At 64.6% G+C, this 23,794-nt stretch carries 25 protein-coding genes; 15 read left to right on the top strand and 10 right to left on the bottom strand.

Translation table 11 applies throughout. The features are described from left to right. The first annotated feature begins 2 nt into the window (after positions 1–2). From FMM02_RS05390 to FMM02_RS05425, 8 genes are read left to right on the top strand one after another with little or no spacing between them, the layout of a single operon-like run. The gene (locus FMM02_RS05390; RefSeq protein ID WP_147493897.1) at positions 3–206 is read left to right on the top strand and encodes an HIG1 domain-containing protein; all 204 of its coding nucleotides are present in this window, start codon (positions 3–5) and stop codon (positions 204–206) included. Continuing rightward, positions 199–762 (top strand): cob(I)yrinic acid a,c-diamide adenosyltransferase, encoded by a 564-nt coding sequence (locus tag FMM02_RS05395; protein ID WP_147493898.1) that lies wholly within the window; start codon positions 199–201, stop codon positions 760–762. The genes FMM02_RS05390 and FMM02_RS05395 overlap by 8 nt, the downstream gene beginning before the upstream one ends. Positions 763–809: 47 nt before the next feature. Further along, the gene (egtB, locus tag FMM02_RS05400; protein WP_147493899.1) at positions 810–2,036 is read left to right on the top strand and encodes an ergothioneine biosynthesis protein EgtB; all 1,227 of its coding nucleotides are present in this window, start codon (positions 810–812) and stop codon (positions 2,034–2,036) included. Next, entirely contained in the window at positions 2,020–2,979 is a 960-nt protein-coding gene (egtD, locus tag FMM02_RS05405; RefSeq protein ID WP_187107858.1) for an L-histidine N(alpha)-methyltransferase, read from the top strand. Before egtB ends, egtD begins: the two co-directional genes overlap by 17 nt. A gap of 42 nt (positions 2,980–3,021) precedes the next feature. Continuing rightward, on the top strand, positions 3,022–3,324 hold the full coding sequence (locus FMM02_RS05410) for a YggT family protein (RefSeq protein WP_147493901.1): 303 nt from the start codon (positions 3,022–3,024) through the stop codon (positions 3,322–3,324). After that, on the top strand, positions 3,321–4,211 hold the full coding sequence (folD, locus tag FMM02_RS05415) for a bifunctional methylenetetrahydrofolate dehydrogenase/methenyltetrahydrofolate cyclohydrolase FolD (RefSeq protein WP_147493902.1): 891 nt from the start codon (positions 3,321–3,323) through the stop codon (positions 4,209–4,211). The genes FMM02_RS05410 and folD overlap by 4 nt, the downstream gene beginning before the upstream one ends. Next, on the top strand, positions 4,208–4,822 hold the full coding sequence (locus FMM02_RS05420) for a YybH family protein (RefSeq protein ID WP_147493903.1): 615 nt from the start codon (positions 4,208–4,210) through the stop codon (positions 4,820–4,822). The genes folD and FMM02_RS05420 overlap by 4 nt, the downstream gene beginning before the upstream one ends. Beyond that, positions 4,819–5,451 (top strand): MarC family protein, encoded by a 633-nt coding sequence (locus FMM02_RS05425; protein ID WP_147493904.1) that lies wholly within the window; start codon positions 4,819–4,821, stop codon positions 5,449–5,451. The genes FMM02_RS05420 and FMM02_RS05425 overlap by 4 nt, the downstream gene beginning before the upstream one ends. Here the strand turns inward: FMM02_RS05425 and FMM02_RS05430 are convergent. After that, a complete protein-coding gene (locus FMM02_RS05430; protein ID WP_147493905.1) occupies positions 5,448–7,208 on the bottom strand; it encodes an AcrB/AcrD/AcrF family protein in 1,761 nt (586 codons plus the stop codon). The genes FMM02_RS05425 and FMM02_RS05430 overlap by 4 nt on opposite strands. A 105-nt stretch (positions 7,209–7,313) precedes the next feature. Here FMM02_RS05430 and FMM02_RS05435 point away from each other — a divergent pair, with 105 nt between their 5' ends. Genes FMM02_RS05435 through FMM02_RS05445 form a run of 3 tightly spaced genes read left to right on the top strand, consistent with a single transcriptional unit; the run spans position 7,314 to position 9,411 of the window. Beyond that, entirely contained in the window at positions 7,314–7,736 is a 423-nt protein-coding gene (locus FMM02_RS05435) for a GtrA family protein (RefSeq protein WP_147493906.1), read from the top strand. Next, positions 7,733–8,677, top strand: coding sequence for a glycosyltransferase family 2 protein (locus FMM02_RS05440; protein ID WP_147493907.1), 945 nt, complete (start codon positions 7,733–7,735; stop codon positions 8,675–8,677). Before FMM02_RS05435 ends, FMM02_RS05440 begins: the two co-directional genes overlap by 4 nt. Then, positions 8,677–9,411 carry a class I SAM-dependent methyltransferase gene (locus FMM02_RS05445; RefSeq protein WP_147493908.1) on the top strand — a complete coding sequence of 245 codons (735 nt, stop codon included), beginning with the start codon at positions 8,677–8,679 and terminating at the stop codon, positions 9,409–9,411. The genes FMM02_RS05440 and FMM02_RS05445 overlap by 1 nt, the downstream gene beginning before the upstream one ends. On the opposite strand, the gene FMM02_RS05450 is transcribed toward FMM02_RS05445, so the two are convergent. Both FMM02_RS05450 and FMM02_RS05455 read right to left on the bottom strand, forming a co-directional pair. After that, a complete protein-coding gene (locus FMM02_RS05450) occupies positions 9,374–10,963 on the bottom strand; it encodes a hypothetical protein (RefSeq protein WP_147493909.1) in 1,590 nt (529 codons plus the stop codon). The two genes, FMM02_RS05445 and FMM02_RS05450, sit on opposite strands and share 38 nt — an antisense overlap. After that, positions 10,963–12,180 (bottom strand): argininosuccinate synthase, encoded by a 1,218-nt coding sequence (locus tag FMM02_RS05455; RefSeq protein WP_147493910.1) that lies wholly within the window; start codon positions 12,178–12,180, stop codon positions 10,963–10,965. Before FMM02_RS05455 ends, FMM02_RS05450 begins: the two co-directional genes overlap by 1 nt. 131 nt (positions 12,181–12,311) lie before the next feature. Here FMM02_RS05455 and FMM02_RS05460 point away from each other — a divergent pair, with 131 nt between their 5' ends. The 4 genes from FMM02_RS05460 (at position 12,312) to FMM02_RS05475 (ending at position 17,593) form a co-directional block, all read left to right on the top strand. Then, complete coding sequence (locus tag FMM02_RS05460) at positions 12,312–12,941, top strand: EF-hand domain-containing protein (protein ID WP_147493911.1); 630 nt, start codon at positions 12,312–12,314, stop codon at positions 12,939–12,941. A gap of 85 nt (positions 12,942–13,026) precedes the next feature. Continuing rightward, positions 13,027–15,078 (top strand): S46 family peptidase, encoded by a 2,052-nt coding sequence (locus FMM02_RS05465; RefSeq protein ID WP_147493912.1) that lies wholly within the window; start codon positions 13,027–13,029, stop codon positions 15,076–15,078. Between the two features lie 14 nt (positions 15,079–15,092). Further along, positions 15,093–17,141 carry a S46 family peptidase gene (locus tag FMM02_RS05470; protein ID WP_246104835.1) on the top strand — a complete coding sequence of 683 codons (2,049 nt, stop codon included), beginning with the start codon at positions 15,093–15,095 and terminating at the stop codon, positions 17,139–17,141. Between the two features lie 8 nt (positions 17,142–17,149). Further along, positions 17,150–17,593 carry a DUF1801 domain-containing protein gene (locus FMM02_RS05475; protein WP_147493913.1) on the top strand — a complete coding sequence of 148 codons (444 nt, stop codon included), beginning with the start codon at positions 17,150–17,152 and terminating at the stop codon, positions 17,591–17,593. On the opposite strand, the gene FMM02_RS05480 is transcribed toward FMM02_RS05475, so the two are convergent. Genes FMM02_RS05480 through FMM02_RS05510 form a run of 7 tightly spaced genes read right to left on the bottom strand, consistent with a single transcriptional unit; the run spans position 17,585 to position 23,792 of the window. Beyond that, positions 17,585–18,796 carry an SAM-dependent methyltransferase gene (locus FMM02_RS05480; RefSeq protein ID WP_147493914.1) on the bottom strand — a complete coding sequence of 404 codons (1,212 nt, stop codon included), beginning with the start codon at positions 18,794–18,796 and terminating at the stop codon, positions 17,585–17,587. The two genes, FMM02_RS05475 and FMM02_RS05480, sit on opposite strands and share 9 nt — an antisense overlap. A 36-nt stretch (positions 18,797–18,832) precedes the next feature. Further along, positions 18,833–20,038 carry a dual-specificity RNA methyltransferase RlmN gene (gene rlmN / locus FMM02_RS05485; protein WP_246104836.1) on the bottom strand — a complete coding sequence of 402 codons (1,206 nt, stop codon included), beginning with the start codon at positions 20,036–20,038 and terminating at the stop codon, positions 18,833–18,835. A gap of 27 nt (positions 20,039–20,065) precedes the next feature. Next, entirely contained in the window at positions 20,066–20,551 is a 486-nt protein-coding gene (locus FMM02_RS05490) for a hypothetical protein (protein WP_147493915.1), read from the bottom strand. Further along, positions 20,548–21,036 carry an A24 family peptidase gene (locus tag FMM02_RS05495; protein WP_147493916.1) on the bottom strand — a complete coding sequence of 163 codons (489 nt, stop codon included), beginning with the start codon at positions 21,034–21,036 and terminating at the stop codon, positions 20,548–20,550. The genes FMM02_RS05490 and FMM02_RS05495 overlap by 4 nt, the downstream gene beginning before the upstream one ends. Next, positions 21,033–21,860 (bottom strand): tetratricopeptide repeat protein, encoded by an 828-nt coding sequence (locus tag FMM02_RS05500; protein WP_147493917.1) that lies wholly within the window; start codon positions 21,858–21,860, stop codon positions 21,033–21,035. The genes FMM02_RS05495 and FMM02_RS05500 overlap by 4 nt, the downstream gene beginning before the upstream one ends. After that, complete coding sequence (locus tag FMM02_RS05505) at positions 21,857–22,816, bottom strand: LytR C-terminal domain-containing protein (protein ID WP_147493918.1); 960 nt, start codon at positions 22,814–22,816, stop codon at positions 21,857–21,859. The genes FMM02_RS05500 and FMM02_RS05505 overlap by 4 nt, the downstream gene beginning before the upstream one ends. Before the next feature lies 1 nt (position 22,817). Then, on the bottom strand, positions 22,818–23,792 hold the full coding sequence (locus FMM02_RS05510) for a type II secretion system F family protein (protein WP_147493919.1): 975 nt from the start codon (positions 23,790–23,792) through the stop codon (positions 22,818–22,820). Positions 23,793–23,794 lie beyond the last annotated feature (2 nt).

Raw genomic sequence — 23,794 nt, forward strand, 5'->3', positions numbered from 1 at the left:
ACATGAGCATCTTCCTGCTGATCCTGCTGCTGGTCGCCATGGCGGCCGTTCTCTACGTTCTGGTCCGCGGGGTCATGGCCATGGCCAACGGCAAGGACGTCAGTGGCGAAGTCCAGCAGGGCTATATGCAAAAGCGCGTCCTCTATCAGGGCGTCGCCATCGTCCTTGTCGTGCTGATCCTGATGCTCGCCAGCGGGCGTGGTTAAACTCAACAAGATTTATACCCGTACGGGAGACCAGGGCGGCACGGGCCTGGTCGATGGAAGCCGCGTCTCCAAGTCCAGCGCGCGAATGGCCGCAATCGGCGAGGTCGACGAAGCCAATAGCGCCCTTGGGGCGGCGATCGCCGCGCTGGGCGGACGCGATCCGGCTTCCGCCCTGCGGCTGATCCAGAATGAACTGTTCGACCTTGGCGCCGACCTGGCCACGCCGGAAGGCATTGACGGGGCGCTGCGGATCCTGCCCAGCCAGGCCGATCGGCTCGAACGCGAAATCGACGCAATGAATGCCGAGCTGCCGGCACTGACGAGCTTCATCCTGCCCGGGGGGTCGATGGCCGTTGCGCTTCTCCACCAGGCGCGCTGCGTCGTCCGCCGCGCCGAGCGGGCGGCAGTCGCGCTCAATGAAAGCGACGGAATCAATCCCGCCGCGCTGGCCTACCTTAACCGTTTGTCCGACCATCTGTTCGTCGCCGCCCGGAATCTGGCGGCCGGCGAGGGCGGCGACATTTTGTGGCAGCCGGGCGCCACGCGCGGCGCCTGAGGGAAACTTTTCACGGTGCCAAAGCTTATATTGGCGCAAGGGGTTTGATGGCGCGATCGGATCGGAACGAGCAGGAATTGGCCGCGCGGCTCGCCGCGACGCGGCGGTTGACGCTCAACCTCGCCGCGCCGCTCAGCGACGCCGACGCCACCATCCAGCCGCACCCCGACGCCTCGCCCGCAAAATGGCACCTCGCACATACCAGTTGGTTCTTCGAGACTTTTGTGCTGCGCGATCATGTCCCCGGCTATCGCCTGCACGACGAGCGCTGGGCCTATCTGTTCAACAGCTATTATGAGGGCGAAGGCGACCGCCATGCCCGCCCCCGGCGCGGGATGATCAGCCGCCCCTCGCTCGACGAGGTCCGCGACTGGCGCGCCAGGGTGGACGCGGAGCTGGCGGCCGCGATCCCTTCACTTTCCGAGGACGCGCTGACCCTGGTCGAACTGGGCATTCAGCACGAGCAGCAGCACCAGGAATTGTTCCTCACCGACATTCTGGCGACCTTGGCAGAAAATCCGCTTGAACCGGCGTATGGCGCACTCGATCCCGTCCCTTGCCACGCAACCGAGCCGATGGCCTGGATCGACGGGCGCGAGGGCGAAGTCGAAATCGGCGCCGGGAACGGTTTTTCCTATGACTGCGAAGGCCCGAGGCACCGCGCGCTGCTGCATCCACACCGCCTTGCCAATCGCTGCGTGACCAATGGCGAGTGGCAAGAATTCCTTGCCGACGGCGGCTATCGGACGGCGACCCTGTGGCTTAGCGAAGGGTGGGACTGGGCGCAGGCGAACGCGGTCACCCGCCCGCTTTACTGGCGTGGCGACGACAGTCATTTCACGCTAGCCGGGAGGCGGCGGCTCGACCGTGCGGCGCCGGTTTGCCACCTGAGCTATTATGAAGCCGATGCCTTCGCCCGCTGGGCAGGGGCACGACTTCCGACCGAGGCGGAATGGGAAGACTCCTTCGCCTCGTCCGACCCCTGGCTCGGCCACCAGCTCGACCAGGCCGGGCCGGTCGTGCCTAGACCCGGCGGAGGGCCGTTCGGCGATGTCTGGCAGTGGACTGCCAGTGCCTACCTTCCCTACCCGGGCTTCAAGCCTGCCAGCGGGACGGTCGGCGAATATAATGGTAAGTTCATGTGCGGACAGTTCGTCCTCAAGGGGGCGAGTTGCGCGACTCCCCGCGGCCATAGCCGGGCGAGCTATCGCAATTTCTTCCCGCCATCGGCGCGCTGGCAATTTACGGGGGTGCGCCTTGCTCGAGACGCTTGATACCATTGATCCGGCGTTTCGTGCCGACGTTCTCAACGGCTTGTCCGAACCGATTCCCGCGATCCCCGCCCGCTGGCTGTACGATCGGCGCGGGTCGGAACTGTTCGACGATATCACGCGCCTTCCCAGCTATTACCCGACGCGGACCGAAACCGGGCTGCTCGAGGCCAGGATGGAGGAGATCGCGACCCTTGCGGGCTCGAGCTGCGCGATCGTCGAGTTCGGATCCGGTAGCTCGACCAAGACTCCGCTCCTCCTTCGCGCGCTATCGCCGCGCGCCTATGTTCCGATCGACATCAGCGGCGAGTATCTCCGGGAAAGCGCGGCACGGGTTGACCAGGAGTTTCCCGACATCGCGGTTCATCCGGTCGAGGCCGATTTCACGAAGGACGTCGAATTGCCGGCGGCGATCGACGGGTTGCAGCGGCTTGGCTTCTTCCCCGGCTCGACCATCGGCAATTTCATTCCCCGCAGCGCCACCGACCTGTTGCGCCATTTCCGCGACATTCTTGGCACCGGCGCCAAGCTACTGATCGGCATGGATCGGGTGAAATCGGTCCGGAGGCTGGTCGCCGCATATGACGATCCCGAAGGGGTGACGGCGGCTTTCAACATCAACCTGCTGCGGCGAATCAATCGCGAGCTGGGCGCCGATATCCCGATCGACGCCTTCAAGCATGAAGCACGGTGGAACGACATGCTCGGCCGGGTCGAGATGCACCTGGTCGCGCAGCGCGATGTCGAGTTCCAGATCGACAAGCGGACGTTCGCCTTCGTCGAAGGCGCGACCATTCACACCGAGAACAGCCATAAATATGGCCAGCGCGGCGCGCGACTGCTGTTGCTGGCCGGCGGCTGGACCCCGATCGCCGAATGGACCGACGAGGAAGAGGATTTCGCGCTGATCCTGGCCGAAGCCCAGCCTATTCGTTTCGCCCCCTAAGCGTCATTGTGCAGTGCGGTCGCGGCGGCTAAGCCTGTCGCCATGCTCTACGCTCTATTCGGTATCATCGACATGATCCTCCAGGTGCTGGTGTGGATCATCATCGCCCAGGTCATCGTCAGCTGGCTGGTGGCTTTCAATGTCATTAACACCCAGTCGAACTTCGTCCGCACGGTCCTCGAGGTGCTCGAGCGGATAACCGATCCCCTTTACCGGCCGATCCGGAAAATCATGCCTGATTTCGGCGGCATCGACTTCTCACCGATCGTGCTGATCCTCGCGATCCAGATCCTGCGCAAGCTTAACGAGGGACTCGCACTGGAAACCAGCGCGACACTGATGTGACCGCCCGGGTCATCGACGGAAAGGCGACCGCGGCGGCCTTACGCGAGCGGATTGCCGGCGAAGTCGTGCGCTTTCGTGACGCCCATGGCCGAGCGCCGGGACTTGCGGTCGTGCTGGTCGGGGATGACCCGGCGAGCACGGTCTATGTCCGGTCGAAGGGCAAGGCTACGCTCGAAGCCGGGATGGAAAGTTTTGAGCATAAGCTACCCGCCGACACTGGCGAGAAGGAGCTGCTGGAACTGGTCGATCGCCTCAATGACGATCCGGCCGTCGACGGCATCCTGATCCAGTTGCCACTTCCCCGGCATATTGATGCCGACAAGGTGCTTACCAGGATCGACCCCGACAAGGATGTCGACGGTTTCCACCCGCTCAACGCGGGCAGGTTGGCGGTCGGACTGGACGGCTTCGTCGCCTGTACCCCGCTCGGTTGCCTCAAGCTGCTGCGCGCCGAACGGGGCGATTTGAGCGGTCTCAATGCGGTGGTGATCGGTCGGTCGAACATCGTCGGCAAGCCGATGGCCCAGCTGCTGCTAGCCGAAAGCTGCACGGTGACCATCGCCCATAGCCGCACGCATGACCTGCCCGCGGTCGTGCGCGGCGCCGACATCGTCGTCGCCGCGGTTGGGCGGCCGGAAATGGTCAAGGGCGATTGGCTGAAGCCAGACGCCACGGTCATCGATGTCGGCATCAACAGGATCGAAGCCGAGGAGGACGGCAAGGGCCGGCTGGTCGGCGACGTCGATTTTGCATCGGCCAGCGTGGTTGCCGGAGCGATCAGCCCTGTGCCGGGCGGGGTCGGGCCGATGACTATCGCCTGCCTCATCCGCAATACATTGGTATCCGCCGCGCGCCGCCACGGATTTTCCCTGCCGGAGGATCTATGATCGAAGCGCTGCTGCTGGCTGCCGCCAATCCCGCGATGCGGGCAATCGACGCCGAGCGCGCCTTCGCCGCCCAAGCGCAGGAGGCCGGGCAATGGACCGCCTTTCGCAACTGGTCGGCGCCCGAGGCGATCATGTTTACGCCGAATGCCGGCAGTGCGCAGGCCTTCCTCAACGACCGCAAGGACCCGCCTATCGCCGTCTACTGGTGGCCGGGGCGCAGCTTCGTCAGCTGTGACGGCAACCTTGCGGTCAACAGCGGTCCTTGGGTCCGCGAGGGCGGAAAGACGGTCGGCTATTTCACCACCGTGTGGCAGCGGCAGCCCGACGGCGGCTGGAAATGGCTGCTGGACCATGGCGACAGCTTGCCGGCAATGCGCGCCGAGGGCGGAGACATTGAGCCGGCTGTGGCCGCTTGTTCCAAGCCTGTCCCGTCCAAACCCCCGCGCGGCACTGGCGCGGCGACGGAGGCCGGCGGAGGATCGAGCAAGGATGGGACTCTGCATTGGGGCTGGACGGTGGAGCAGGACGGCAGCCGCAACGTTTTCGCCATGCTGTGGGATGGTAAGGAACATCGTATGGTGATCGACGACAAGGTAGCCCCCGGTCGATGATCGAACTCTTCACCAGCGCCTTCCTCACACTGGCGGTGATCATCGATCCGCCCGGTTGCGCGCCGATCTTCGCTTCCTTGACCAGCGGCGCCGACGCGGCACACCGCCGCAAGATGGCGATCCGCTCGGCGCTGATCGCCTGGTGCATCCTGATGTTCTTTGCCCTGCTTGGCGAAGCCTTGCTGGACAAGCTCGGCATCTCGCTGAGCGCGTTCCGCCTTGCCGGCGGGATCATGCTGTTCATGATCGCCCTCGACATGGTGTTCGAACGGCGGACCGAACGGCGCGAGGAACGAGCCGAGGAGATCAAGGGCACGCCCGAAGCCGAGGATATCAGCGTCTTCCCCATGGCCATCCCGATGATCGCCGGGCCAGGATCGATCGCGTCGATCATGCTGCTCAGCGCGCGCGCCAAGGGCACCGCGGAGGGGCTCGTGGTGTTTGGCGCGATGACCGCGGTGATCCTGCTCACCCTCCTAGCCCTGCTAGCGGCCGGGCCGCTGATGAAGCTGATCGGCGCCAAGCTGGAAGCGATGATCACCCGCATTCTCGGCGTGATCCTTGCCGCGCTGGCCGCGCAGTTCGTGCTCGACGGACTGGAACGTAGCCTGCCCGGCCTTGCCGGCTAGCGGACCACGCGCCACATTCTGAACGGGGAGTCGGCCGGAAGCTGGACCGGTTCAAGCCAGGCCGGAATCTTGTCCTTCATCAGCTGTCCGTAAAAGCCGTTCGGAGCCTCCGACATGAAGATCGTCGCCGTCGACATATTGGGGCAGACCAGCAGATAATCGCTCCCGTAACCGGTAATGATCCGGCGTGCCTGCGCCTCATCGCCGCGAAACGCCTTCATCACGTCGGCAATGGCGCGGTCGTTGCGATGATAGGGCCCGCCGATCGCGTCATGATGGGTGGTGACGATGAGCCGTGGGCCGAGGTCAATGAAGCTGAACACCACGCCCTTCGGTTGGCGCGCGATCGGTGCCAGTGCCGCCAGTGAGGGGCAGCGGCGGTTCGCCGCGCTGACCTTGGCGGCCATCGCATCCGTCTTTTCCTTGGGCACCAGCCCCAGCCCGAGCGGCACGGCCGCGCCGAGACCGGTGAGGATCAGCAGGACGCCCAGCGCATGTTTCCACAACTGCGGCGCCTTCATCCAGGGCGCGGCGATGAACACGACGAGCGCCGCGGTCGCAGGAAGCGCCATCAACTGCGCGGCCGGGCCCGCTCGAATCTGCCAGAAAAGAAGGGCGAAGGCCGTGCAGGCAGGCAGCGCGACCGCCAGCGTGCGGGCCAGACGCTGCCGGTCCCCTTCGCGCCTTGCCCGCCAGATCAGCAGTACCCAACCGAACAGGCCGGCAACCGGCAGCGCAAGCACCACCACTCCGGTTCGCCAGGCGTGACGGTAGAAGGGCCGAGCCTCACGCACCCTGTCGAGCCAGAGTTCGGTCGCCTCGGCTGACACCCCTTCGAGCCGTTCCAGGCAGTGCGGCCAGGCCAGGGCGTGAAAGCCGGCGAGGATCGCGCCCCCGAGCGCCGCGGCGCCAAGCCGCGCCTTCCAGCTGTCGAGCCTGAGCGCCGCCAGTGCCAGCATTATGGTCCCGCCGACAGCTGCGTCGCCAAGCCATACCGGCGAGAGCGCGTCGCAGACCGCCAGCCGGTTGGCCTCCGACGCGAACAGCAGGTAGCCCAGACCGGTCGTGGCCACCATCGCAGCGGCATAAGCTGCAAGCCGCCGCCGTTCGTTGCGGTCGGCAACCCATAGCAACACCGTCGCACCGCCGAGCAGGGCGAGGTAGATCAGCATCTCCAGGCCGATCGCAAGCGACATGCCGCTAGCGATCCCCAACGTCGCCCCGCCGCGGGCCCGGCGAGGATCGGCGATTCCCGACACGGCAACCGCAAGCAGCGCCAGTTGCCAGCCATGATGGTCGAGCCTCAGCGGCGCGAACATGCCGATCGTCGAATAAGCGCAGAGCAGGCCAATGAGCGGAAGCGGCCAGGCTCGGGGATGGACAAGCCGCTGCGTGGTGAGCGCCAGCGCGAACATCAGGGGAAGTAAGGGCAGCAAGGGCGAGGTTGCCGCCGCAATCCGTTCGGCATCGGCCCCGCCAACCAGCGGAGTCATCGCCAGGATGATTGCCGCAATCGGAAGGTCGACGAGCCGTGACCAGTGGATGTTGGCGCCACCATGAACCGGGTCAAAGCGATGCTGGACCAGATCGAACCAGCCCTGCCCACCGAGCAATGCACGGACCTGAGCCATGCGCAAATTGTCGTCGGTATCGCCAAGCGCGAAATTATGGATGAGGCCCGACCGGGCCGAGATTACGACTATGGCATAGGCGAGCCAGGCGAGCAGGATCAGTAGCCGCCAGTGACGGTCGAGCATGGCTGTCGCCCTGTCCTGAAGCCCAGACCATCGTCCGTCCGCCATCGTTCCCCATCCCCACTTCGGTCATTGTGTCCTAGCGGCAAGAGGCTAGAGAGCAAGTCGATGATCCAGTCGGCGCTCCAATCACTGCCTCCCGATCGGCGGGCGATGCTGCACCAACTGATCCGCTATGCCCTGGCCGGCTTCGCGATCACCGTTGCGGTTGCCGGCAGTTACTGGGCGATCACCGACCTTGGCAGCGTCGACCCGATGGTCAGTTTTACCATCGTGTTCCTCGTCTTTTCAGCGATCAGCTATTTTACCCATGGCGAATTCAGCTTTCGAGGCCATGGCCAGCGCGACCGGCACCACGTGCGGATGGGTCGCTTTTTCGCGGTCAATCTCCTGGGGTATCTGGTCAACCAGGGCTTCATCTGGCTGCTGGTGAAACAGCTCGGCGGCCCGACCTGGTGGCCGACTCTGCCGATGCTGTTCGTGACGCCGCTCTTGACCTTCGCCCTCCATCGCCGCTTCGTCTACGCATGAGCGGCGTAGAGTTCAGCCTGATCATTCCGGTCAAGGACGAGGAAGCGGCAATCGCGCCGTGCCTCGCCCGCGTCGTGGCCGTGCTTGAAGCGCTCGACGATCCGGTCGCCCACTCCTTTGAAATCCTGTTCATCGACGATGGAAGCAGCGATGCGACCCTCGACATGATCCGCAAGGCAAATGCCGCGGACCCCCGTATTCGCGCCATCTCCCTGTCCCGCAATTTCGGCAAGGAAGCGGCGCTTTCGGCGGGCCTCGACGCAGCGCGCGGAGCGGCAGTCGTGCCGCTCGACGTTGACCTGCAGGATCCCCCCGAAGCCCTGCCGAAAATGATCGCCGAGTGGCGGGCCGGCTATGATGTCGTGTGCGGAGTGCGCGACAATCGGCAAACTGACACACTGCCCAAGCGGATCACCGCCGACTTCTATTATCGGGCGCATAATTGGCTCAGCGACGACAAGATCCCCGAACATGCCGGCGACTTCCGCCTGCTCGATCGCAAGGTGGTCGAAGTGATCCGCAGGATGCCGGAGCGCAACCGCTTCATGAAGGGGCTGTTTGCCTGGGCTGGCTTCAAGCAAACTGCGGTCAGCTATCACCGCGAAGAGCGCAAGCATGGCCGAACCAAATATAATTACTGGAAGCTGTGGACGCTGGCGATCGACGGAATCACCTCGGCCTCGACGGTTCCGCTGCGCATCTGGAGCTATCTGGGCGGTCTGGTCGCGCTCGGCGCGCTGGCTTATGCGCTGTTCATCATCGTCCGCACGCTGACCACCGGGATCATCGTTCCCGGCTACGCCTCCTTAATGGTCGCCATCCTGTTCCTCGGCGGATTACAGCTGCTCTCGCTTGGCGTGCTGGGCGAATATGTCGGGCGCATCCTTACCGAAACCAAGGGACGGCCATTGTATATCGTTCGGGAACGGATCGGCGACTGATGGAGCGCAAGGTTTACGACCAGATGGCGATGCTTGACGGGCAGCATTGGTGGTTCACTGCCCGCCGCCGAATCCTCGACGGCATCATCGAGCGGAACGTCATGCCGCCGCGGGATGCCCGAATCCTCGAACTGGGCGCGGGCACCGGCCACAACCTCGCCATGCTCTCCCGTTTCGGAACGGTTGAGGCGAGCGAACTCGACTACGGCGCGCGCGAACTGGCCAGCAAGCGGCTCGGCCGCGAAGTCGTTTCGGCAGCGCTTCCCGACCTGTCGATGTTCCCGCAAGGCACCTACGACCTCATCGCCCTGCTCGACGTGCTTGAACATGTCACCGACGACAAGGGTTCTCTCCGCGCCATCTGGGAGCGGCTGAAGCCGGGCGGCGCGCTGTTGCTGACGGTCCCGGCCAATCCCTGGATGTGGAGCGCCCATGACGTCGCGCACCACCATCATCGTCGCTATCGCAAGCGCGAACTTGCCCGGCTTGCCGAGGATGCCGGCTTCGAAATCGCGCTTCTGTCGCCCTTCAACAGTCTGCTGTTTCCGCCGATCGCCGCGGTGCGCCTGCTCGGCAAGCTGACCGGCAAGGACGACAGCGATGACGCGCTCCCCTCAAAGCCGGTAAACATGGTCCTGGACCGTGTGTTCGGGCTGGAGCGGGGGCTGATCGGCCGAGTGCCGATGCCCTTCGGCGTCAGCCTGGTGGCCGTTCTTCGCCGCCCGAACGCTTGAGCAGGATCGACCCTTCGCTCGCCCACACCGGTTGCCAGCCATCGACCCATTCGCGCGGGATCGGGGCCATGTCGAGAAGCCAGAGATAGTCGAACGCTTGCCGCGGCAGGTGGATCAGCGCTGTCTTGGTCCACCATCCCTCGTGCAGGCAGCCGCGATCGCGAACGATCTGCGATGGATCGCTCTGGTAGAAACCGGCCCGGGGATAGGTCACCGTCAGCAGGCTCGATCCGACCATCGGCCAATGGTCGTTGGTATAGGCTTCGCGCCGGACCGTGGCCATCGCGCCGAGATGATCCGACCGACGATGTGCCCATTGCTCGCATTGGTCCCACACCAACACCGCCACCCGCGAGCCAGTCGGGACATGGTCCAGCGCTCCCAGCTGCCTTTCCTGCCTTGCCCCGGCAGTCCACAGGCTAATCGTATTGCCGCCGATCCGGACCAGCATGAACGCCACCGCCGCTACCGCCAGCCAGGAAGCGAGCGGGAAGCGGGTCTCGGCCTTGAAGCGGATAGCCAGGATGAACATCGCCACCGCGAAGGGCACAAGCCGCATGTCGGCATAGGCCGAACCGAAGACGATACGCGGCAACAGCACATAGGTGGCGGCAAGCACCAGCCCGGAAAATGCGAGGTTGCGCGACAGGGTGAGGCGGGGGTGAACCAGCGCGAACAAGGGTATCGCCAGCGCGATCGTCGCGGAGGCTATGTCATAGACTTCCCACCGGTCGCGAAACATACGAAGCAGATATTCCCACTTGAAGCCCCAGTCGAACCAGCGGTCGGTGATCCCCCCCGTCGCGTCGCTGCGCCACAGCAGGATCAGGATCGCCGGCCCGATCATCGCCAGCGCGTGCCAGGCGGCGCGCAGGATCGATATCCACCAGCGGCGCCCCCGGTCATGCTGGCGCACCGCCTCGGCCGAAAAGCAGAGCAGGCCGAGCGTGCCCCAGCCGAACGTATGGGCGAAGAAGACAACGAAACTGATCGGCACGAACAGCAGGGCGCGGAGCTTGGACTTGCCCAGCCTTCCCAGCCGCAGCCAGAGGCCGAAAGCCAGCAGCGCCAGGGCCATCGACAGCGAAAAATTGACGAACCCGAACAGGAACGGATGGCCATACGCCAGCGGCAGGGCGAAGGCGGCAGTCGGCGGCAAGCGGTTGTGGACCTCACGCGCGACCCACAACATTCCCGCCACAGTCATCGCCGGGATCGCCATCACGATCAACTTTGTCGCCGGCTCCAGACCGATGATCCGGCCAAGCGGCACGACCAGCAGGTCGACCCCAAGGTTGCCGATCGGCAGCCAACGGAAGGTAAACCATTGCTGCAGGGTCGCGCTATGTTCGAGGTCGAGGGCGATCTTGTAGCGGCCCATGTGCCCGCCGATATCGACCAGCGGCGGCACTGTGGGATAAAGCAGCGGCAACAGCGCCAGCAGGATCATCGCCGCGACGAAGGGACGGCCTTCCCACCATGGGCGCGGAAGGCCCTTGGGTTGCGCGGCAGCCGCAGGCTCCTGAGCCAGGAGGTGCGGCGGGTGCATCACTAGCGGTCGCGTTGCCCGAGCAGGCGCAAGCGCAGGGCGTTTAGCTTGATGAAGCCCTCGGCGTCGCGCTGGTCATAGGCGCCGGCGTCATCCTCGAACGTGACATGGCGTTCGCTGTACAGGCTGTGCGGCGACTTGCGGCCGCTGATGTGCACCCCGCCCTTGTACAGTTTCAACCGCACCGTGCCGTCGACCTTGGCCTGGCTATGGTCGATCGCTGCCTGGAGCATTTCGCGCTCCGGAGAGAACCAGAAACCGTTATAGACCAGTTCGGCATAGCGCGGCATCAGCTCATCCTTCAGATGCGCGGCGCCGCGGTCGAGGGTGAGCTGCTCGATCGCCCGGTGCGCGGCATGATAGATGGTTCCGCCCGGCGTTTCATACATGCCGCGGCTTTTCATGCCGACGAAGCGATTTTCGACCAGGTCGAGCCGGCCGATGCCATGGCGCTTGCCGAGTGCGTTGAGGCGGGCCAGCAGCGCCGCCGGGCTCAACGCCTCGCCATTGACCGCAACGCCGTCGCCCTGGCTAAAGTCGATGGTGATTTCCTCGGGCGTATCGGGCGCCGCGACAAGATCGTCGGTGCGCGAAAATACATAGTCCGGCACCTCGGTCCAGGGATCTTCCAGCACCTTCCCCTCGGACGAGGTGTGAAGCAGGTTGGCATCGGTCGAAAAGGGGCTTTCGCCGCGCTTGTCCGTTGGAACCGGGATCTGGTTCTTCTCGGCAAAATCGATCAGCGCGGTACGGCTGCCCAAATCCCATTCGCGCCACGGCGCGATCACCCGGATGGTCGGGTCGAGCGCATAATAGCCAAGTTCGAAACGCACTTGGTCGTTGCCCTTTCCCGTCGCGCCATGGCTGACCGCGTCGGCGCCGACCGCATGGGCAATTTCGATTTGTCGTTTCGCAATCAGCGGCCGGGCGATCGAGGTACCGAGCAGATAGAGGCCTTCGTAAAGCGCATTGGCGCGCATCATCGGGAAGACATAGTCGGCGACGAATTCTTCGCGCAGGTCGTCGATGAAGATATGTTCGGGCTTTACGCCCATCAGTTGGGCCTTGTGCCGCGCCGGGCCCAGTTCCTCGCCCTGGCCGAGGTCGGCGGTGAAGGTCACCACCTCGCAGCCATAGGTTTGCTGCAGCCATTTCAGGATCACGCTCGTATCCAGACCGCCCGAAAAGGCGAGCACGACGCGATTGATCTTGTCGGCCATGGGGCTCAAATCCTTCAGAATCTTGACTGGGCGTTGCTTTGGCGCGCGCCTTGCCACCATGACTGACCCCGTTCAAGCGCCATACAGCTTCCCCTGCTAGCATTCATCTTTTGTTGAAATGGGGTGGACCAATGAAATATTCCCTGATTGCCGCAGCGCTAGCGACCGTCGCGGGAGCGGCGATTGCTCAGAGCAGCCCGGCACCGACCGCAAAGGCGATGATGGCCGACAAGGTGATGACCCGAGCGGAAGTGCCCGTGAAGGTGCGCGAACATTTTGCCCGCGTCGACGCCGACAAGGATGGCGTCATCACCAAGGACGAGGTCGCCAAGCTGGGCGATCGGGCCGGCGGCTCGCACTTCCGCCATGAGATGCGCGAAAGGGGCAACCCTGCCGAAGCGTTTGATCGCCTTGATGCCGACAAGGACGGCATGATCAGCCGCGAAGAATTCGGCAAGGCGCGCGAAAAACGGATCGAGCGTCGCGTGGTAATCAGGGAACGGGCCAAGGAAGCGGCCGCCGACGGCCAGCCGCAGAAGATGCGCTCGCACCGGATGGGCGGGATGGGCCATGGCAGGATGCTGGCGATGGCCGATGCGAACAAGGATGGCCGGACGACGCTGGCCGAAGCCGAGGCCATGGCGCTTCAGCATTTCGACCGGATGGATGCCAACAATGATGGCCAGGTCACCCCGGAAGAGCGGCGGGCCGGCCGCCCGGTGATCATCAAGCAGGTCATCGAGAAAAAGCAGGCCAGCTGATCGACATTTCGACGAACGTCAGGGCCCGGCGCTTGCGCCGGGCCCTTTTTCGTGGATGTTCGATGCACGTCAGGAGGTCCTTTTCATGAAGATTTGCCGCGCGTTGCGCGCCAGTACCGCTTTCGCCGCGATCCTCGCATTGCCGCTCAGTGCCGCCCGCGCCGACGAGGGCATGTGGACGTTCGATTCATTTCCGGCTGCAAAGATGCGCGCCGACTATGGCTGGGCGCCCGATCAGGTCTGGCTCGACAAGGTTCGCGCAGCCGCGGTTCGGCTGACCGGCGGCTGTTCGGCCAGCTTCGTGTCCGACGCTGGCCTGATCCTCACCAATCACCACTGCGTCGCGACCTGCATCGAACAAAATTCGACCGCCGATGCCAACATCCTAAAGACAGGCTTCACCGCCCGCACCCGCGAGGAAGAGAAGAAATGTGCCGGCCAGCAGGCCGAGCTGGTCACATCGATCCGCGACGTATCCGAGCAAGTGAAACAGGCGATCGGCACCCAGGCGGGCGAAGCGGCAATCAAGGCGCGTTCGGCAATCCTGGCCTCGCTCGAATCCTCGGGCTGTCCCGATACGGCAAGGACTCGCTGCCAGGTAGTCAGCCTTTATGGCGGAGGCCAGTACAAGCTTTATACCTATCGCAAGTTTAGCGACGTGCGCCTGGTCTGGGCACCCGAGGCGCAGGCCGCCCAGTTCGGCGGCGATCCCGACAATTTCAACTTTCCCCGGTACTCGATGGATGCCAGTTTCCTGCGTGCCTATGAGGACGGCAAAGCGGTAGCTACGCCCAACCATCTGGAATGGAGCGCCCGCGCGCCGATCGATGGCGAAGCGACCTTCGTCGTTGGCAATCCCGGGTCGACCCAGCGGCTGCTGACCAGCGAGCAGCTGGCTTTCCAGCGCGAGCTTGCCCTGCCGATTACCCTGACCATCTTCTCCGAGCTTCGCGGTCGATTGATCGCGGCAATGGATTCGAGTCCCGAAAAGGCGCGCGAAGGCGCCGAAACGTTGGGCGGGATCGAAAACAGCCTCAAGGTCTACATTGGCCGGGTGAAAGCGCTCGGCGATCCGGCCTTTACCGGCCGGCTGGCCGCGGCCGAGGCGGATCTGAAGCGCCGCAGCGCCGGCAATGCCGCAATCGGCAACCCCTGGGCCGATATCGCCGGCGCTGTCCGCGCCTATCGCGACTTCTACGTGGCCGACCGGTTCTCGCTGCCTTCGGGCGAATTGTTCAACTATGCCGTGACGCTAGTCCGAGCCGCCGACGAACGGGCCAAGCCCAATGCCGAGCGGCTGCCCGGATATTCGGACTCGGCGCTGCCGCTGGTCGAGAAGCGATTGCTCGATGCAAAGCCCATCCATCCCTGGCTTGACCAACTGATGATGGAATGGTCCTTGAGCAAGGCCCGCGAATATCTTGGCGCCGACGATCCGCAGACGAGGCTGATGCTGGGCATGGAATCGCCAGAAGGCCTTGCGGAGCGGCTGGTCAGCGGCACCAGGCTGGCCGATCCGTCGGTTCGCAAGGCACTGTGGGAAGGCGGCGCGGCCGCCATCGCCGCCTCGACCGACCCGATGATCGTTTACGCGCGCTCAATCGACGCCAACGACCGCGACCTTCAGAAAAGATATGATGAGCTGGTCGATGCGCCACTGACCTCGGCCCAGGCCAAGCTCGCCGACGCGCGCTTCGCCGCCTTCGGTGACACGATCTACCCTGACGCGACCTTTACGCTCCGGATCAGCTACGGACGGGTGCAGGGCTGGACCGAGCGTGGCCAGAAGGTCCCGACCCGCACGGCGCTGGGCGGCACCTTTGACCGGGCGACCGGCGCCGAGCCGTTCGATTTGCCAGCGGCCTTCGTCAAACACCAGGCCCGGATCGACAAGAAAGCGGCCTACAATTTCGTCACGACCAACGACATTATCGGGGGCAATTCTGGATCGCCGGTAATCGACCGGTCGGGAAAGGTCATCGGTGCGGCGTTCGATGGCAACATCCACAGCCTCGGTGGCAATTATGGCTATGACGCGACGCTCAATCGCACCGTCGTCGTCTCGACCGACGCCATCCAGGAGGCGCTGGAGAAAATCTATCCCGCGCCGCATCTCGTCGCCGAACTTCGCCGGTAGCAAGGAGCCCTATCGTGAAAGCCCTGTCGCGCGGCGTGCCGCTGCTTGTTTCGGCCGCGTTGCTACCGCTTGGCGCCGCCCATGCTGACGAAGGCATGTGGACCTTCGATGCTTTTCCCACGCAAAGAATGCGGAGCGACTTCGGCTGGGCGCCCGACCAGGCTTGGCTTGACCGGGCCCGGCTCGCCGCGGTGCGGCTGACGGGCGGCTGCTCCGCCAGCTTCGTCTCCGCCGAAGGACTGATCCTCACCAACCAGCATTGCGTCGCTGAGTGCCTGTCCGACCTGTCGACGCCAGGAAACGACTTGCTCGCCAAGGGTTATGTCGCGACTCGGCGCAGCGATGAGCGGCAATGTCCGGGCCAGCAGGCCGAGATCGTGACAGGGATTCGCGATGTGACCGGCCAGATGAAGCAGGCCATCGGCGCCGCAACCGGAGAAGCGGCGGTCAAGGCGCGGACCGCGGCCATCGCGACGATCGAGAAGGCCACCTGTCCCGATACGGTGACCAGCCGCTGCCAAGTGGTCAGCCTTTATGGCGGCGGCCAGTACAAGCTTTACAGCTACCGCAAATATTCGGACGTCCGAATCGCGTGGGCACCCGAGGATGCCGCCTCGAAGTTCGGCGGCGACCCCGACAATTATAATTTCCCGCGCTACGCGCTCGATGGCGCCTTCCTGCGCGCCTATGAAAATGGGCGGCCCGTGGCTACTCCGCAGCATCTCAGATGGGCCGCGCGCGAACCCGTGGCGGGCGAGCCGGTGTTCGTCGTCGGCAATCCCGGCTCGACCCAGCGCATGCTGACGATGAGCCAATTCGCCTATCAGCGCGAAGTCAATTTGCCTGTAACGCTGGCGATGCAATCTGAACTTCGCGGCCGCCTGATCGAGGCGATGGGCGTCGACGCCGAGCGCAAGCGCGAGGCTACCGACGTGCTGTATGGCGTCGAAAACAACCTCAAGCGCACCATTGGCAGGGTGAAGGCGCTGAACGACAGCGGCTTCTACGCATCACTTGCGGCGCGCGAGGCGGAACTGAAGGCGAAGAGCGCCGGCAATGCCGCGATTGGCGATCCCTGGAGCGAGGTCGCAACGGCGATGGCCGCGCTTGGGGCGATCGATACGCAACGCCGCTTCTCCCAGCCCGAGGGAGAGCTGTTCGACTATGCCCTCGCGCTTGTCCGCGCGGCGCAGGAACGGGCCAAGCCTAATGCCGACCGCCTGCCCGGCTATAGCGACAGCGCATTGCCGCTGCTCGAAAAGAACCTGCTGGATCCCAAGCCGATTGCCCCGTGGCTCGAGCAGTTGACGATGCGCTTCTCACTCAGCAAGGCCCGGGAATATCTCGGCGCCGACCATCCGCAAACCCGGCTGCTGTTGGGCAGGGAGTCGCCCGAGGGCCTCGCCGAGCGGTTGGTCGAGGGTACACGGCTTGCCGATCCCGCCGTCCGTAGGGCGCTGTGGAATGGCGGCGAGGCGGCAATCGCGGGTTCGGCCGATCCGATGATCGTCTATGCCCGCGCGGTCGAAGCCAACGACCGGCGGCTACAGAAGATTTATGACGAGCAGGTCGACGGACCGTTGACCGCAGCGCGGGCCAAGCTCGCCGATGCCCGCTTTGCGGCCTATGGCGACAGCGTCTATCCCGACGCGACCTTCAGCCTGCGGATCACCTACGGCAAGGTCGGCGGATGGACCGAAAATGGCGCGGCTGTCCCGCACCGCACGACCTTCGCCGGGGCGTTCGACCGGGCGACCGGCGCCGAGCCTTTCGCGCTGGCCCCAGCATTCCTCGCCAACAAGGCGAAGCTGAAGCTGGAGGGGGCCTTCGACATGGCCTATGCGACCGACACGATCGGCGGCAATTCCGGTTCGCCGGTGATCGACCGCAACCTCAATGTGATCGGCGCCAATTTCGACCGCAACATCCACGGCCTGCGCAACGATTATGCCTATGACATGACCATGGCCCGGTCGATCGGAGTCACCACGGCGGCGCTGGAACAGGCGCTGCGCTTCATTTACCCTGCGCCGGCGCTGCTCAAGGAGCTGCACGCCAGATAGGACGCGCGATGGCGAAATATGAAGCCAAGACCAAGCCGACCGAGGTCAGCGTCGAGGAGTTCATTGCCGCTGTCGCCGATGAACGGCGGCGCGCGGAAGCGGGCGAAATAGACACGCTGTTGCGCCGGGTTTCGGGTCATCCGCCGAAGATGTGGGGACCCTCGATCGTCGGCTATGGCGATTATCACTACCACTACGCCAGCGGTCATGAAGGCAATGCGCCGCGGATCGGCTTTTCACCCCGAAAGGCCGAGCTGGTGGTTTATTTGATGGGCAATTACTGCGACCGGCAGGCGGAAGCCGACCAGCTGTTCACGCGGTTGGGCAGGTACAAAGTTGGCAAGTCCTGCCTCTACATCCGAAAGCTCGCCGACGTCGACATGGATGTCCTAGAACGGCTCGCCGAGATCAGCTGGGCTTCGATGAACAAGCTGTACCCGCCGTCAGCCTAGGCGGCGATACCGATCTTCCGCTTCGGCCAGATAGTCGCGGGTGATCGGCAGCGCGTTGCGGTCGCGGATATACTGCGCCTGGAAATTGCACATCGCGCCATGTTCGAAGCCGACGATCCCACCGGCCAGGTAGAATTCCCACATCCGGAAGAATCGCTCGTCATGAAGCGCGACGATCTCGTCGCGGTTTTTCGTCGCCCGCTCCAGCCAATGGCGCAGCGTGTAGGCATAGTGAAGCCGCAAAAGCTCGAAATCGCTGGTGATCAGCTTCACTTTCTCGGTCGAGGCGGCGAGCTGGCTCAGCGACGGAAGGTGATAGCCGGGGAAGATCCACTTGTCGGTGAACGGGTCGGGCGCGGCGGCCTTGCCATATTTGCCGATGGTATGGAGCAGCATCACCCCGTCGTCGGCCAGCAGCTCCCGGCACTTGGCGAAAAATTCGTCGAAATGCGCGGCGCCGACATGTTCGAACATGCCGATCGACACGATCCGATCGAACCGTCCTTCGATCGAGCGATAGTCGACCAGTTCGAATGTCACCCGGTCGGCTACGCCGGCCTCCTCGGCCCGGGCCCGCGCCACCTTGAGCTGCTGTTCGGATAGCGTCACGCCCAGCACGTCGACGTCGGCAACGCGGTTAAGGTACAGCGCGGTCCCGCCCCAGCCGCAGCCGATGTCGAGCACCCGCTGGCCCGGCTTCAAGTAAAGCTTGGCGGCGATATGCGCCTTTTTGTCACTCTGCGCCTGTTCAAGGCCGTTGCGGGGATCGGTGAAATAGGCGCAACTATACTGCAGATCGTCGTCGAGGAAGAGCCGGTAGAGATCGTTGCCAATGTCATAATGGTGCGCGACATTCTTTCGCGACTGCCTGACCGCGTTGCGGCGAAACAGCGACTTCCAGCGATTCTTGCCCTTGCTGAGGGCCTTGCGCCCGCCGCCTTTGTCTTCCCAGCGGTTCGCACCGACCACCAGCTGCAACAGGTCGAGGATCGTCCCGTCCTCGATCACCACGCGCCCGTCCATATAGGCTTCGCCGATCGCCAGGCGCGGGTTGCGCAAAAGCTGGAACATTGTCTTGCGATCGGTGACCCGGACGGTCAGCGAGGGTTCCCCGCCGGGGCCGAAGGTCTTGGACCCACCGCCCGGCAGAATCACGGTCAGCCGGCCCTTGCCGATCAGCGTTGCAAGCAGGCGGTCGATCATCGCGGTCCCCCGTTGGCCCGGGTGAAGGGTGGCCAATCAGGCGGCGTCGTGCAACCCGGTTGCAGCTTCGCGGTCCAAGTCCGCGCGCCGCTTCTTTTCCGCGCTGGTCTTCAACTGGCCGCAGGCAGCGTCGATGTCCCGGCCGCGCGGCGTGCGCACCGGCGCGGAGATGCCGGCTTCGAACACGATGTTGCTGAACGCACGGATGCGTTCCGGCGACGAACATTCGTAGGGCGCCCCCGCCCACGGGTTGAACGGGATCAGGTTGACCTTGGCCGGAAGCTTGAAGGCCTTCAGCAGCCGGACCAGTTCGTGGGCGTCGGCGTCGCTGTCATTCTTGTCCTTCAGCATGACATATTCGAAGGTGATGCGACGCGCGTTGTTGGCACCGGGGTAATCGGCGCAGGCCTGCAACAACTGCTCAATGCCATATTTCCGGTTGAGCGGGACGATCTCGTCGCGGACGTCCTTGGTCACCGCGTGCAGGCTGACCGCCAAATTCACCCCGATCTCATCGCCGCAGCGCTCCATCATCGGCACCACGCCTGAGGTCGAAAGGGTGATGCGACGCTTCGAAAGGCCCAGTCCGTCGCCGTCCATGACAATTTTCAGCGCCTGCTTCACATTGTCGAAATTATAGAGTGGCTCGCCCATCCCCATCATGACGATATTGGTCAGCATCCGCCCGTCAGGAGAGCTTGGCCATTCGCCCAGCGCGTCTCGGGCAAGCATGACCTGGCCGACGATTTCGCCCGGGTCCAGGTTGCGGACCAGCTTCATCGTGCCGGTGTGACAGAAGCGGCAATTGAGGGTGCAGCCTACCTGACTAGAAACGCACAGGGTGCCGCGGTCCGCGTCCGGGATGAACACCATCTCGAACTCATGGCCATCGTGGGTCTTGAGAAGCCATTTGCGCGTGCCATCGGTCGACACCTGCGCCTCGACTACTTCGGGCCGGGTGATCGTAAAGCGTTCCGCGAGCCAGGGCTGCTGCGCCTTGGCGATATCGGTCATCGCCGCAAATTCGCCTACGCCCCGGTTATAGATCCAATGCCATATCTGCTTGGCGCGAAGCTTGGCCTGACGCGGTTCCATCCCGGCCGCCTCCAGTGCTTCGCGAATTTGGTCGCGCGGCAGGCCTACCAGTTCGACCCTTCCGTCTGCGCGCGAGGACGGGGCCCGCGGGACGGGCACGGGGTCGACGGGGCCGGGAATCGGCATCAAGGAGGTATCGGCGCTCATGGCAGGCGGGCGCCAATAGTCGATTTTTCAGCGATTTGCCAGCGTTGCCGCACAGGCCGCCGCTGCGTCGATTGCTAGCGGCGCGCCATTAAGCGGATAGCGGTCGACGATCCGGCCGCCCCCTTGGCTTCGCGTTTCAACCCGCATACCGCCCGACCGGCGCATCGCCGCGATGATCGCCGCCTCCTGCGCCGGCCCGCGGCTCCACGCCATGTCGCCCCGGGTCATCAGCAAGAATGGCTGGCCCCCGACATGAAGCATGACGCTTGCCCCTTCGCGGGGCTTCCGGCTGAGCCGGGCCGCGAATTGGCCGCGCCGTGGGCCGCCGGCATCGAATGACAGGCTGGCTCGCGCTGGCTCGCGATTCTTGAAAACCTGTCCACTCGACCTTGCCGCCGCTTCGCAGGTGCGTCCCTGCTGCAGGGCCACCCACGACCCCCGCGCCGCGACGATACGGGGCTGGGCGACCAGCGGGGACGCCGCGAGCAACAATAGCCACGCGGTCCGAATCATGAGCGGAGCCATACCCCCACCAAGATCACCCCGGCGGCAATGGCGATTCCGTAAGGAATGCCGCCGCCCCGACGGATCAGCGCGACGCGCTGGCGGGCCCTTTCGAACCAGGGGAGTAAGCGGGCGAGCAACACGATGATCGCTTCTAGCCCGCCGGCGATCGCAATCGCCACCAGCATTTTCCATCCACTCGACAGGTCAAACCACAGCGCTGACGCCGCCAGCAACTTGACGTCGCCCCCGCCCATGATGCCGCGCGCGAACAGCCCGGTGCCAACCATCAGGGTCAAGCCGCACAGCAGCAGATTCTGCCAGAACCCGACGATCGGTCCATTGCCCAGCAGGGCGGCAAAGGCACCAATGGCGATGAGCGCCGAAATCCAGTTGCCGATCTTCAACCGCCAGCCGTCTTCGAGCGCCGCGAGGCCCAGCAAGGTCAGCAGCGCGATGAACAGCCAGTGGGGCGCTGACTCGATAAGCGTCACCGAGCGGGCCCGAGCGCGGCGAGATTGTCGGCGGCCTTGGAATACCAATGCGCTTTGAGTTCGATCGCTTGGGCAAACGCCGCCTCAGCACGTTTTGCTTGCCCCACCGCCATCGCCGCAACGCCCGCGTCATTAAGCCGGGCAGCAAAGGCGTCGTCCAGTTCGCCGGGCCTGCGTTGCGGAAGGTCTGCGGCCGCAGCCGCGCGCGCAAGCTCCCGATTATTGGCGAGGCGCGGCAGGTTCGGGTTGACCAGATAGGCCCGGTCAAAGGCGGCCAGCGCCTCGCCCCAAAGGCCGCGCAACATCAGCGACCAACCCTGGTTGTTGGCCACTTCGGCTCGACTCGAATCCAGCGCCGCGGCTCGGGCATAAGCGGCGTCGGCCTCGTCCCAACGGCCCTGGCGGTCAGCGGCAACGCCCCGGGCATTCCATGCTCGCCACCCCGCATCGGCCTGGCGAGTGGCGCGGTCGAGCAATGCGGTCGCCTCAGCCAGCCGCCCCAGCTTGATTGCCGCCATCCCGGCGCGTTCCAGGAGCAGCCTTTCGTCCGGATGGGATGCCAGCAGTCCCTGATAGAGGCTTATCGCCTGTTCATTTTCGCCGCGTGCAAGCGCCAGATCCGCGAGCAGCCGATCGACCGGTTCACCCTTGGCGCCGGCGGCGACCGCCCCGGCGAGCATCGCCTTGGCCTGGTCGAGCCGACCGGCCTCGATCGCGCGCCCGGCTTCGGTCAGCGAAAGGTTGAGCTCGATTGGCGGCGGCGAAGGCGCAGGCGCCGGGTCCGGTTCAGCCGCCAGCAGCAATAGCGCAAGAGTGGGGATCATGCCGTCGATGAAGTGAGCGACCGGTCGCGGGCTGCGTCCCGCCCGAGCAGGATGACCACGGCTGCCCCCACACCCTCCTCACGCTCGAGCCTGAAGCCGAACTGCGCCGCGAGTCGCTCGGCCCTAGCCCGATTCTCGCTGCTGTAGACAATGACGCTGGCTTGGCGGGGCGCCGGCGCATCGCCGATCTGGGCACCGCCAAAGCCCCGGCTGGCCAGATAGGCGCGAGTCCGGGCCGCAAGCCCTTCGACCCGGGCAGCATTGAGCAGCCTGATCGGAGTTTGACTGCGGGCTTCGAAACGGATGGTGGTCCGCTTCGCGGTCCGTTCGACGGTACGGGCCGTCCAGCGCGGCTGCGCACTAGTGATCAGGGCCACCTCAGCCATCGAAAGCCGGGCCAGCCGCATCGACTTGCCCGCTGAATCAACCGCCACCGGCACGGAGCGCGGCGGCGCGAGGGCGACCGTCACGCTGGGCGCCGGTGGCGGCGGCAGCACGGAGACCGATCCCGGCGCTTCACTAGGCGCCTCGGGGGCGGCGCTTCGCGACGCCAGTTCAGCCTTCACTCGTGCAGCCTCCTCATCCAGCCCCTGTCGGTCCAGGGACTGGGCAAGAAGCGCGTAGCTTTCAGGGTTGGTTGGCGACACAGCCAACGCCAGCTCGTAATGGCGGCGCGATAGATCGGTGCGCCCCATCTTTTCATAGGCCGTTGCCAGGCCGAGCAGCGCGTCAACACTGTCCGGCCGCTGGCGCAGCGCCTTGCGATAGGCTTCGACGGCTAGGCCGACATTACCCAGGGCGAGCTGTGAATGCCCCTCAGCAACGCGAAAATCGGCAGGCTGAATTCCGGCGGCGAGCGGCTGCTTGATCGGGCGGACGTCAAAGCCGCCGCCCGAACAGGACGTGGCGGCGGCCGCGGCGATGGCGAGGACGAGTCGGGTCGATTGCTGCCTCATATTATTCCCCCATGGCTGGTAGAATGACGCGGATGGTGCGGATGACGGCGGGCAGCATCAGCACGCCGATCATCACCGGAAGCATGCAGGTCACCAGCGGGATGGACAGAAGCACCGGAAGCCGGTGCGCCTTTTCCTCGGCCCGCATCCGGCGCCGTTCGCGCATTTCCCCGGCATAGGTGCGCAGCGTCTGGGCGATCGACGAGCCGAGCTTGTGACTCTGGATCAGCAGCGTGGCGAAGGCGCGGATTTCGTCCGCCCCGGCACGGTCGGCCATTCGGCGCAACGCATCTTCCTGGCTGCGGCCGGCGCGAAGTTCGAGCACGACCGCGCCCAGCTGTTCGGCGAGCAAGGGATGCGAACGGGTCATTTCCATGCCAACGCGGCTGAAGGCGGCTTCGAGACCAAGTCCGGCCTCGACGCAGACCAGCATCAGGTCGAGCGCATCGGGAAAACCATTGATGATTTCCCGCTGGCGCCGGTCGGCGCGGGCGCGGACCCACAGGTTGGGGAAATAAAGGCCAAGCAGCGCCGCCGCCGTGCCGATGAAATAGAGCTTGGTCAGTGACGGCGAACTGCCGCTCAGCCACAGAAATCCAAGCGCGATGACCGGCAGCGCGACGACTAGAAACAAACGCACTAACGAGTAAACCCGCGGCGCATGTTCCTGCGAATAGCCGGCAGCAACCAGGCGGCTGCGCAGGGTCGCGTCCTTGGTGTCGACCAGAGGAACGCCGGCCTTTTCGATGGCCGTCACCAACGCTATCCAGGCACCGCGCGCGTCGTGGATACGCAGTCCGGCATGATCGCCCATTTCATCATGGGAATGGCCCGTCGAAGATGTTGCAAGTCGTTCGCGGACCGACTTGCGGTCGCTAAAGCCACCGATGATCGCAAATCCAACCGCCACCACCGCCATGAATAGCAGAGCCAGGAGGGCGATACGGGCCGTGTCGTTGGCGAGAAGTTCGGTCATGC

The sequence above is a fragment of the Sphingomonas xanthus genome (genome assembly GCF_007998985.1).
Classification (GTDB): Bacteria; Pseudomonadota; Alphaproteobacteria; order Sphingomonadales; family Sphingomonadaceae; genus Sphingomicrobium; species Sphingomicrobium xanthum.

Bases quoted from the DNA above. Each gene is read 5' to 3' on its own strand.
- FMM02_RS05390 (WP_147493897.1), top strand. From the start codon at position 3: ATGAGCATCTTCCTGCTGATCCTGCTGCTGGTCGCCATGGCGGCCGTT.
- egtB (WP_147493899.1), top strand. From the start codon at position 810: ATGGCGCGATCGGATCGGAACGAGCAGGAATTGGCCGCGCGGCTCGCC.
- FMM02_RS05410 (WP_147493901.1), top strand. From the start codon at position 3,022: ATGCTCTACGCTCTATTCGGTATCATCGACATGATCCTCCAGGTGCTG.
- FMM02_RS05420 (WP_147493903.1), top strand. From the start codon at position 4,208: ATGATCGAAGCGCTGCTGCTGGCTGCCGCCAATCCCGCGATGCGGGCA.
- FMM02_RS05425 (WP_147493904.1), top strand. From the start codon at position 4,819: ATGATCGAACTCTTCACCAGCGCCTTCCTCACACTGGCGGTGATCATC.
- FMM02_RS05430 (WP_147493905.1), bottom strand. From the start codon at position 7,208: ATGCTCGACCGTCACTGGCGGCTACTGATCCTGCTCGCCTGGCTCGCC.
- FMM02_RS05435 (WP_147493906.1), top strand. From the start codon at position 7,314: ATGATCCAGTCGGCGCTCCAATCACTGCCTCCCGATCGGCGGGCGATG.
- FMM02_RS05440 (WP_147493907.1), top strand. From the start codon at position 7,733: ATGAGCGGCGTAGAGTTCAGCCTGATCATTCCGGTCAAGGACGAGGAA.
- FMM02_RS05445 (WP_147493908.1), top strand. From the start codon at position 8,677: ATGGAGCGCAAGGTTTACGACCAGATGGCGATGCTTGACGGGCAGCAT.
- FMM02_RS05455 (WP_147493910.1), bottom strand. From the start codon at position 12,180: ATGGCCGACAAGATCAATCGCGTCGTGCTCGCCTTTTCGGGCGGTCTG.
- FMM02_RS05460 (WP_147493911.1), top strand. From the start codon at position 12,312: ATGAAATATTCCCTGATTGCCGCAGCGCTAGCGACCGTCGCGGGAGCG.
- FMM02_RS05465 (WP_147493912.1), top strand. From the start codon at position 13,027: ATGAAGATTTGCCGCGCGTTGCGCGCCAGTACCGCTTTCGCCGCGATC.
- FMM02_RS05475 (WP_147493913.1), top strand. From the start codon at position 17,150: ATGGCGAAATATGAAGCCAAGACCAAGCCGACCGAGGTCAGCGTCGAG.
- FMM02_RS05480 (WP_147493914.1), bottom strand. From the start codon at position 18,796: ATGATCGACCGCCTGCTTGCAACGCTGATCGGCAAGGGCCGGCTGACC.
- rlmN (WP_246104836.1), bottom strand. From the start codon at position 20,038: ATGAGCGCCGATACCTCCTTGATGCCGATTCCCGGCCCCGTCGACCCC.
- FMM02_RS05490 (WP_147493915.1), bottom strand. From the start codon at position 20,551: ATGATTCGGACCGCGTGGCTATTGTTGCTCGCGGCGTCCCCGCTGGTC.
- FMM02_RS05500 (WP_147493917.1), bottom strand. From the start codon at position 21,860: ATGATCCCCACTCTTGCGCTATTGCTGCTGGCGGCTGAACCGGACCCG.
- FMM02_RS05505 (WP_147493918.1), bottom strand. From the start codon at position 22,816: ATGAGGCAGCAATCGACCCGACTCGTCCTCGCCATCGCCGCGGCCGCC.
- FMM02_RS05510 (WP_147493919.1), bottom strand. From the start codon at position 23,792: ATGACCGAACTTCTCGCCAACGACACGGCCCGTATCGCCCTCCTGGCT.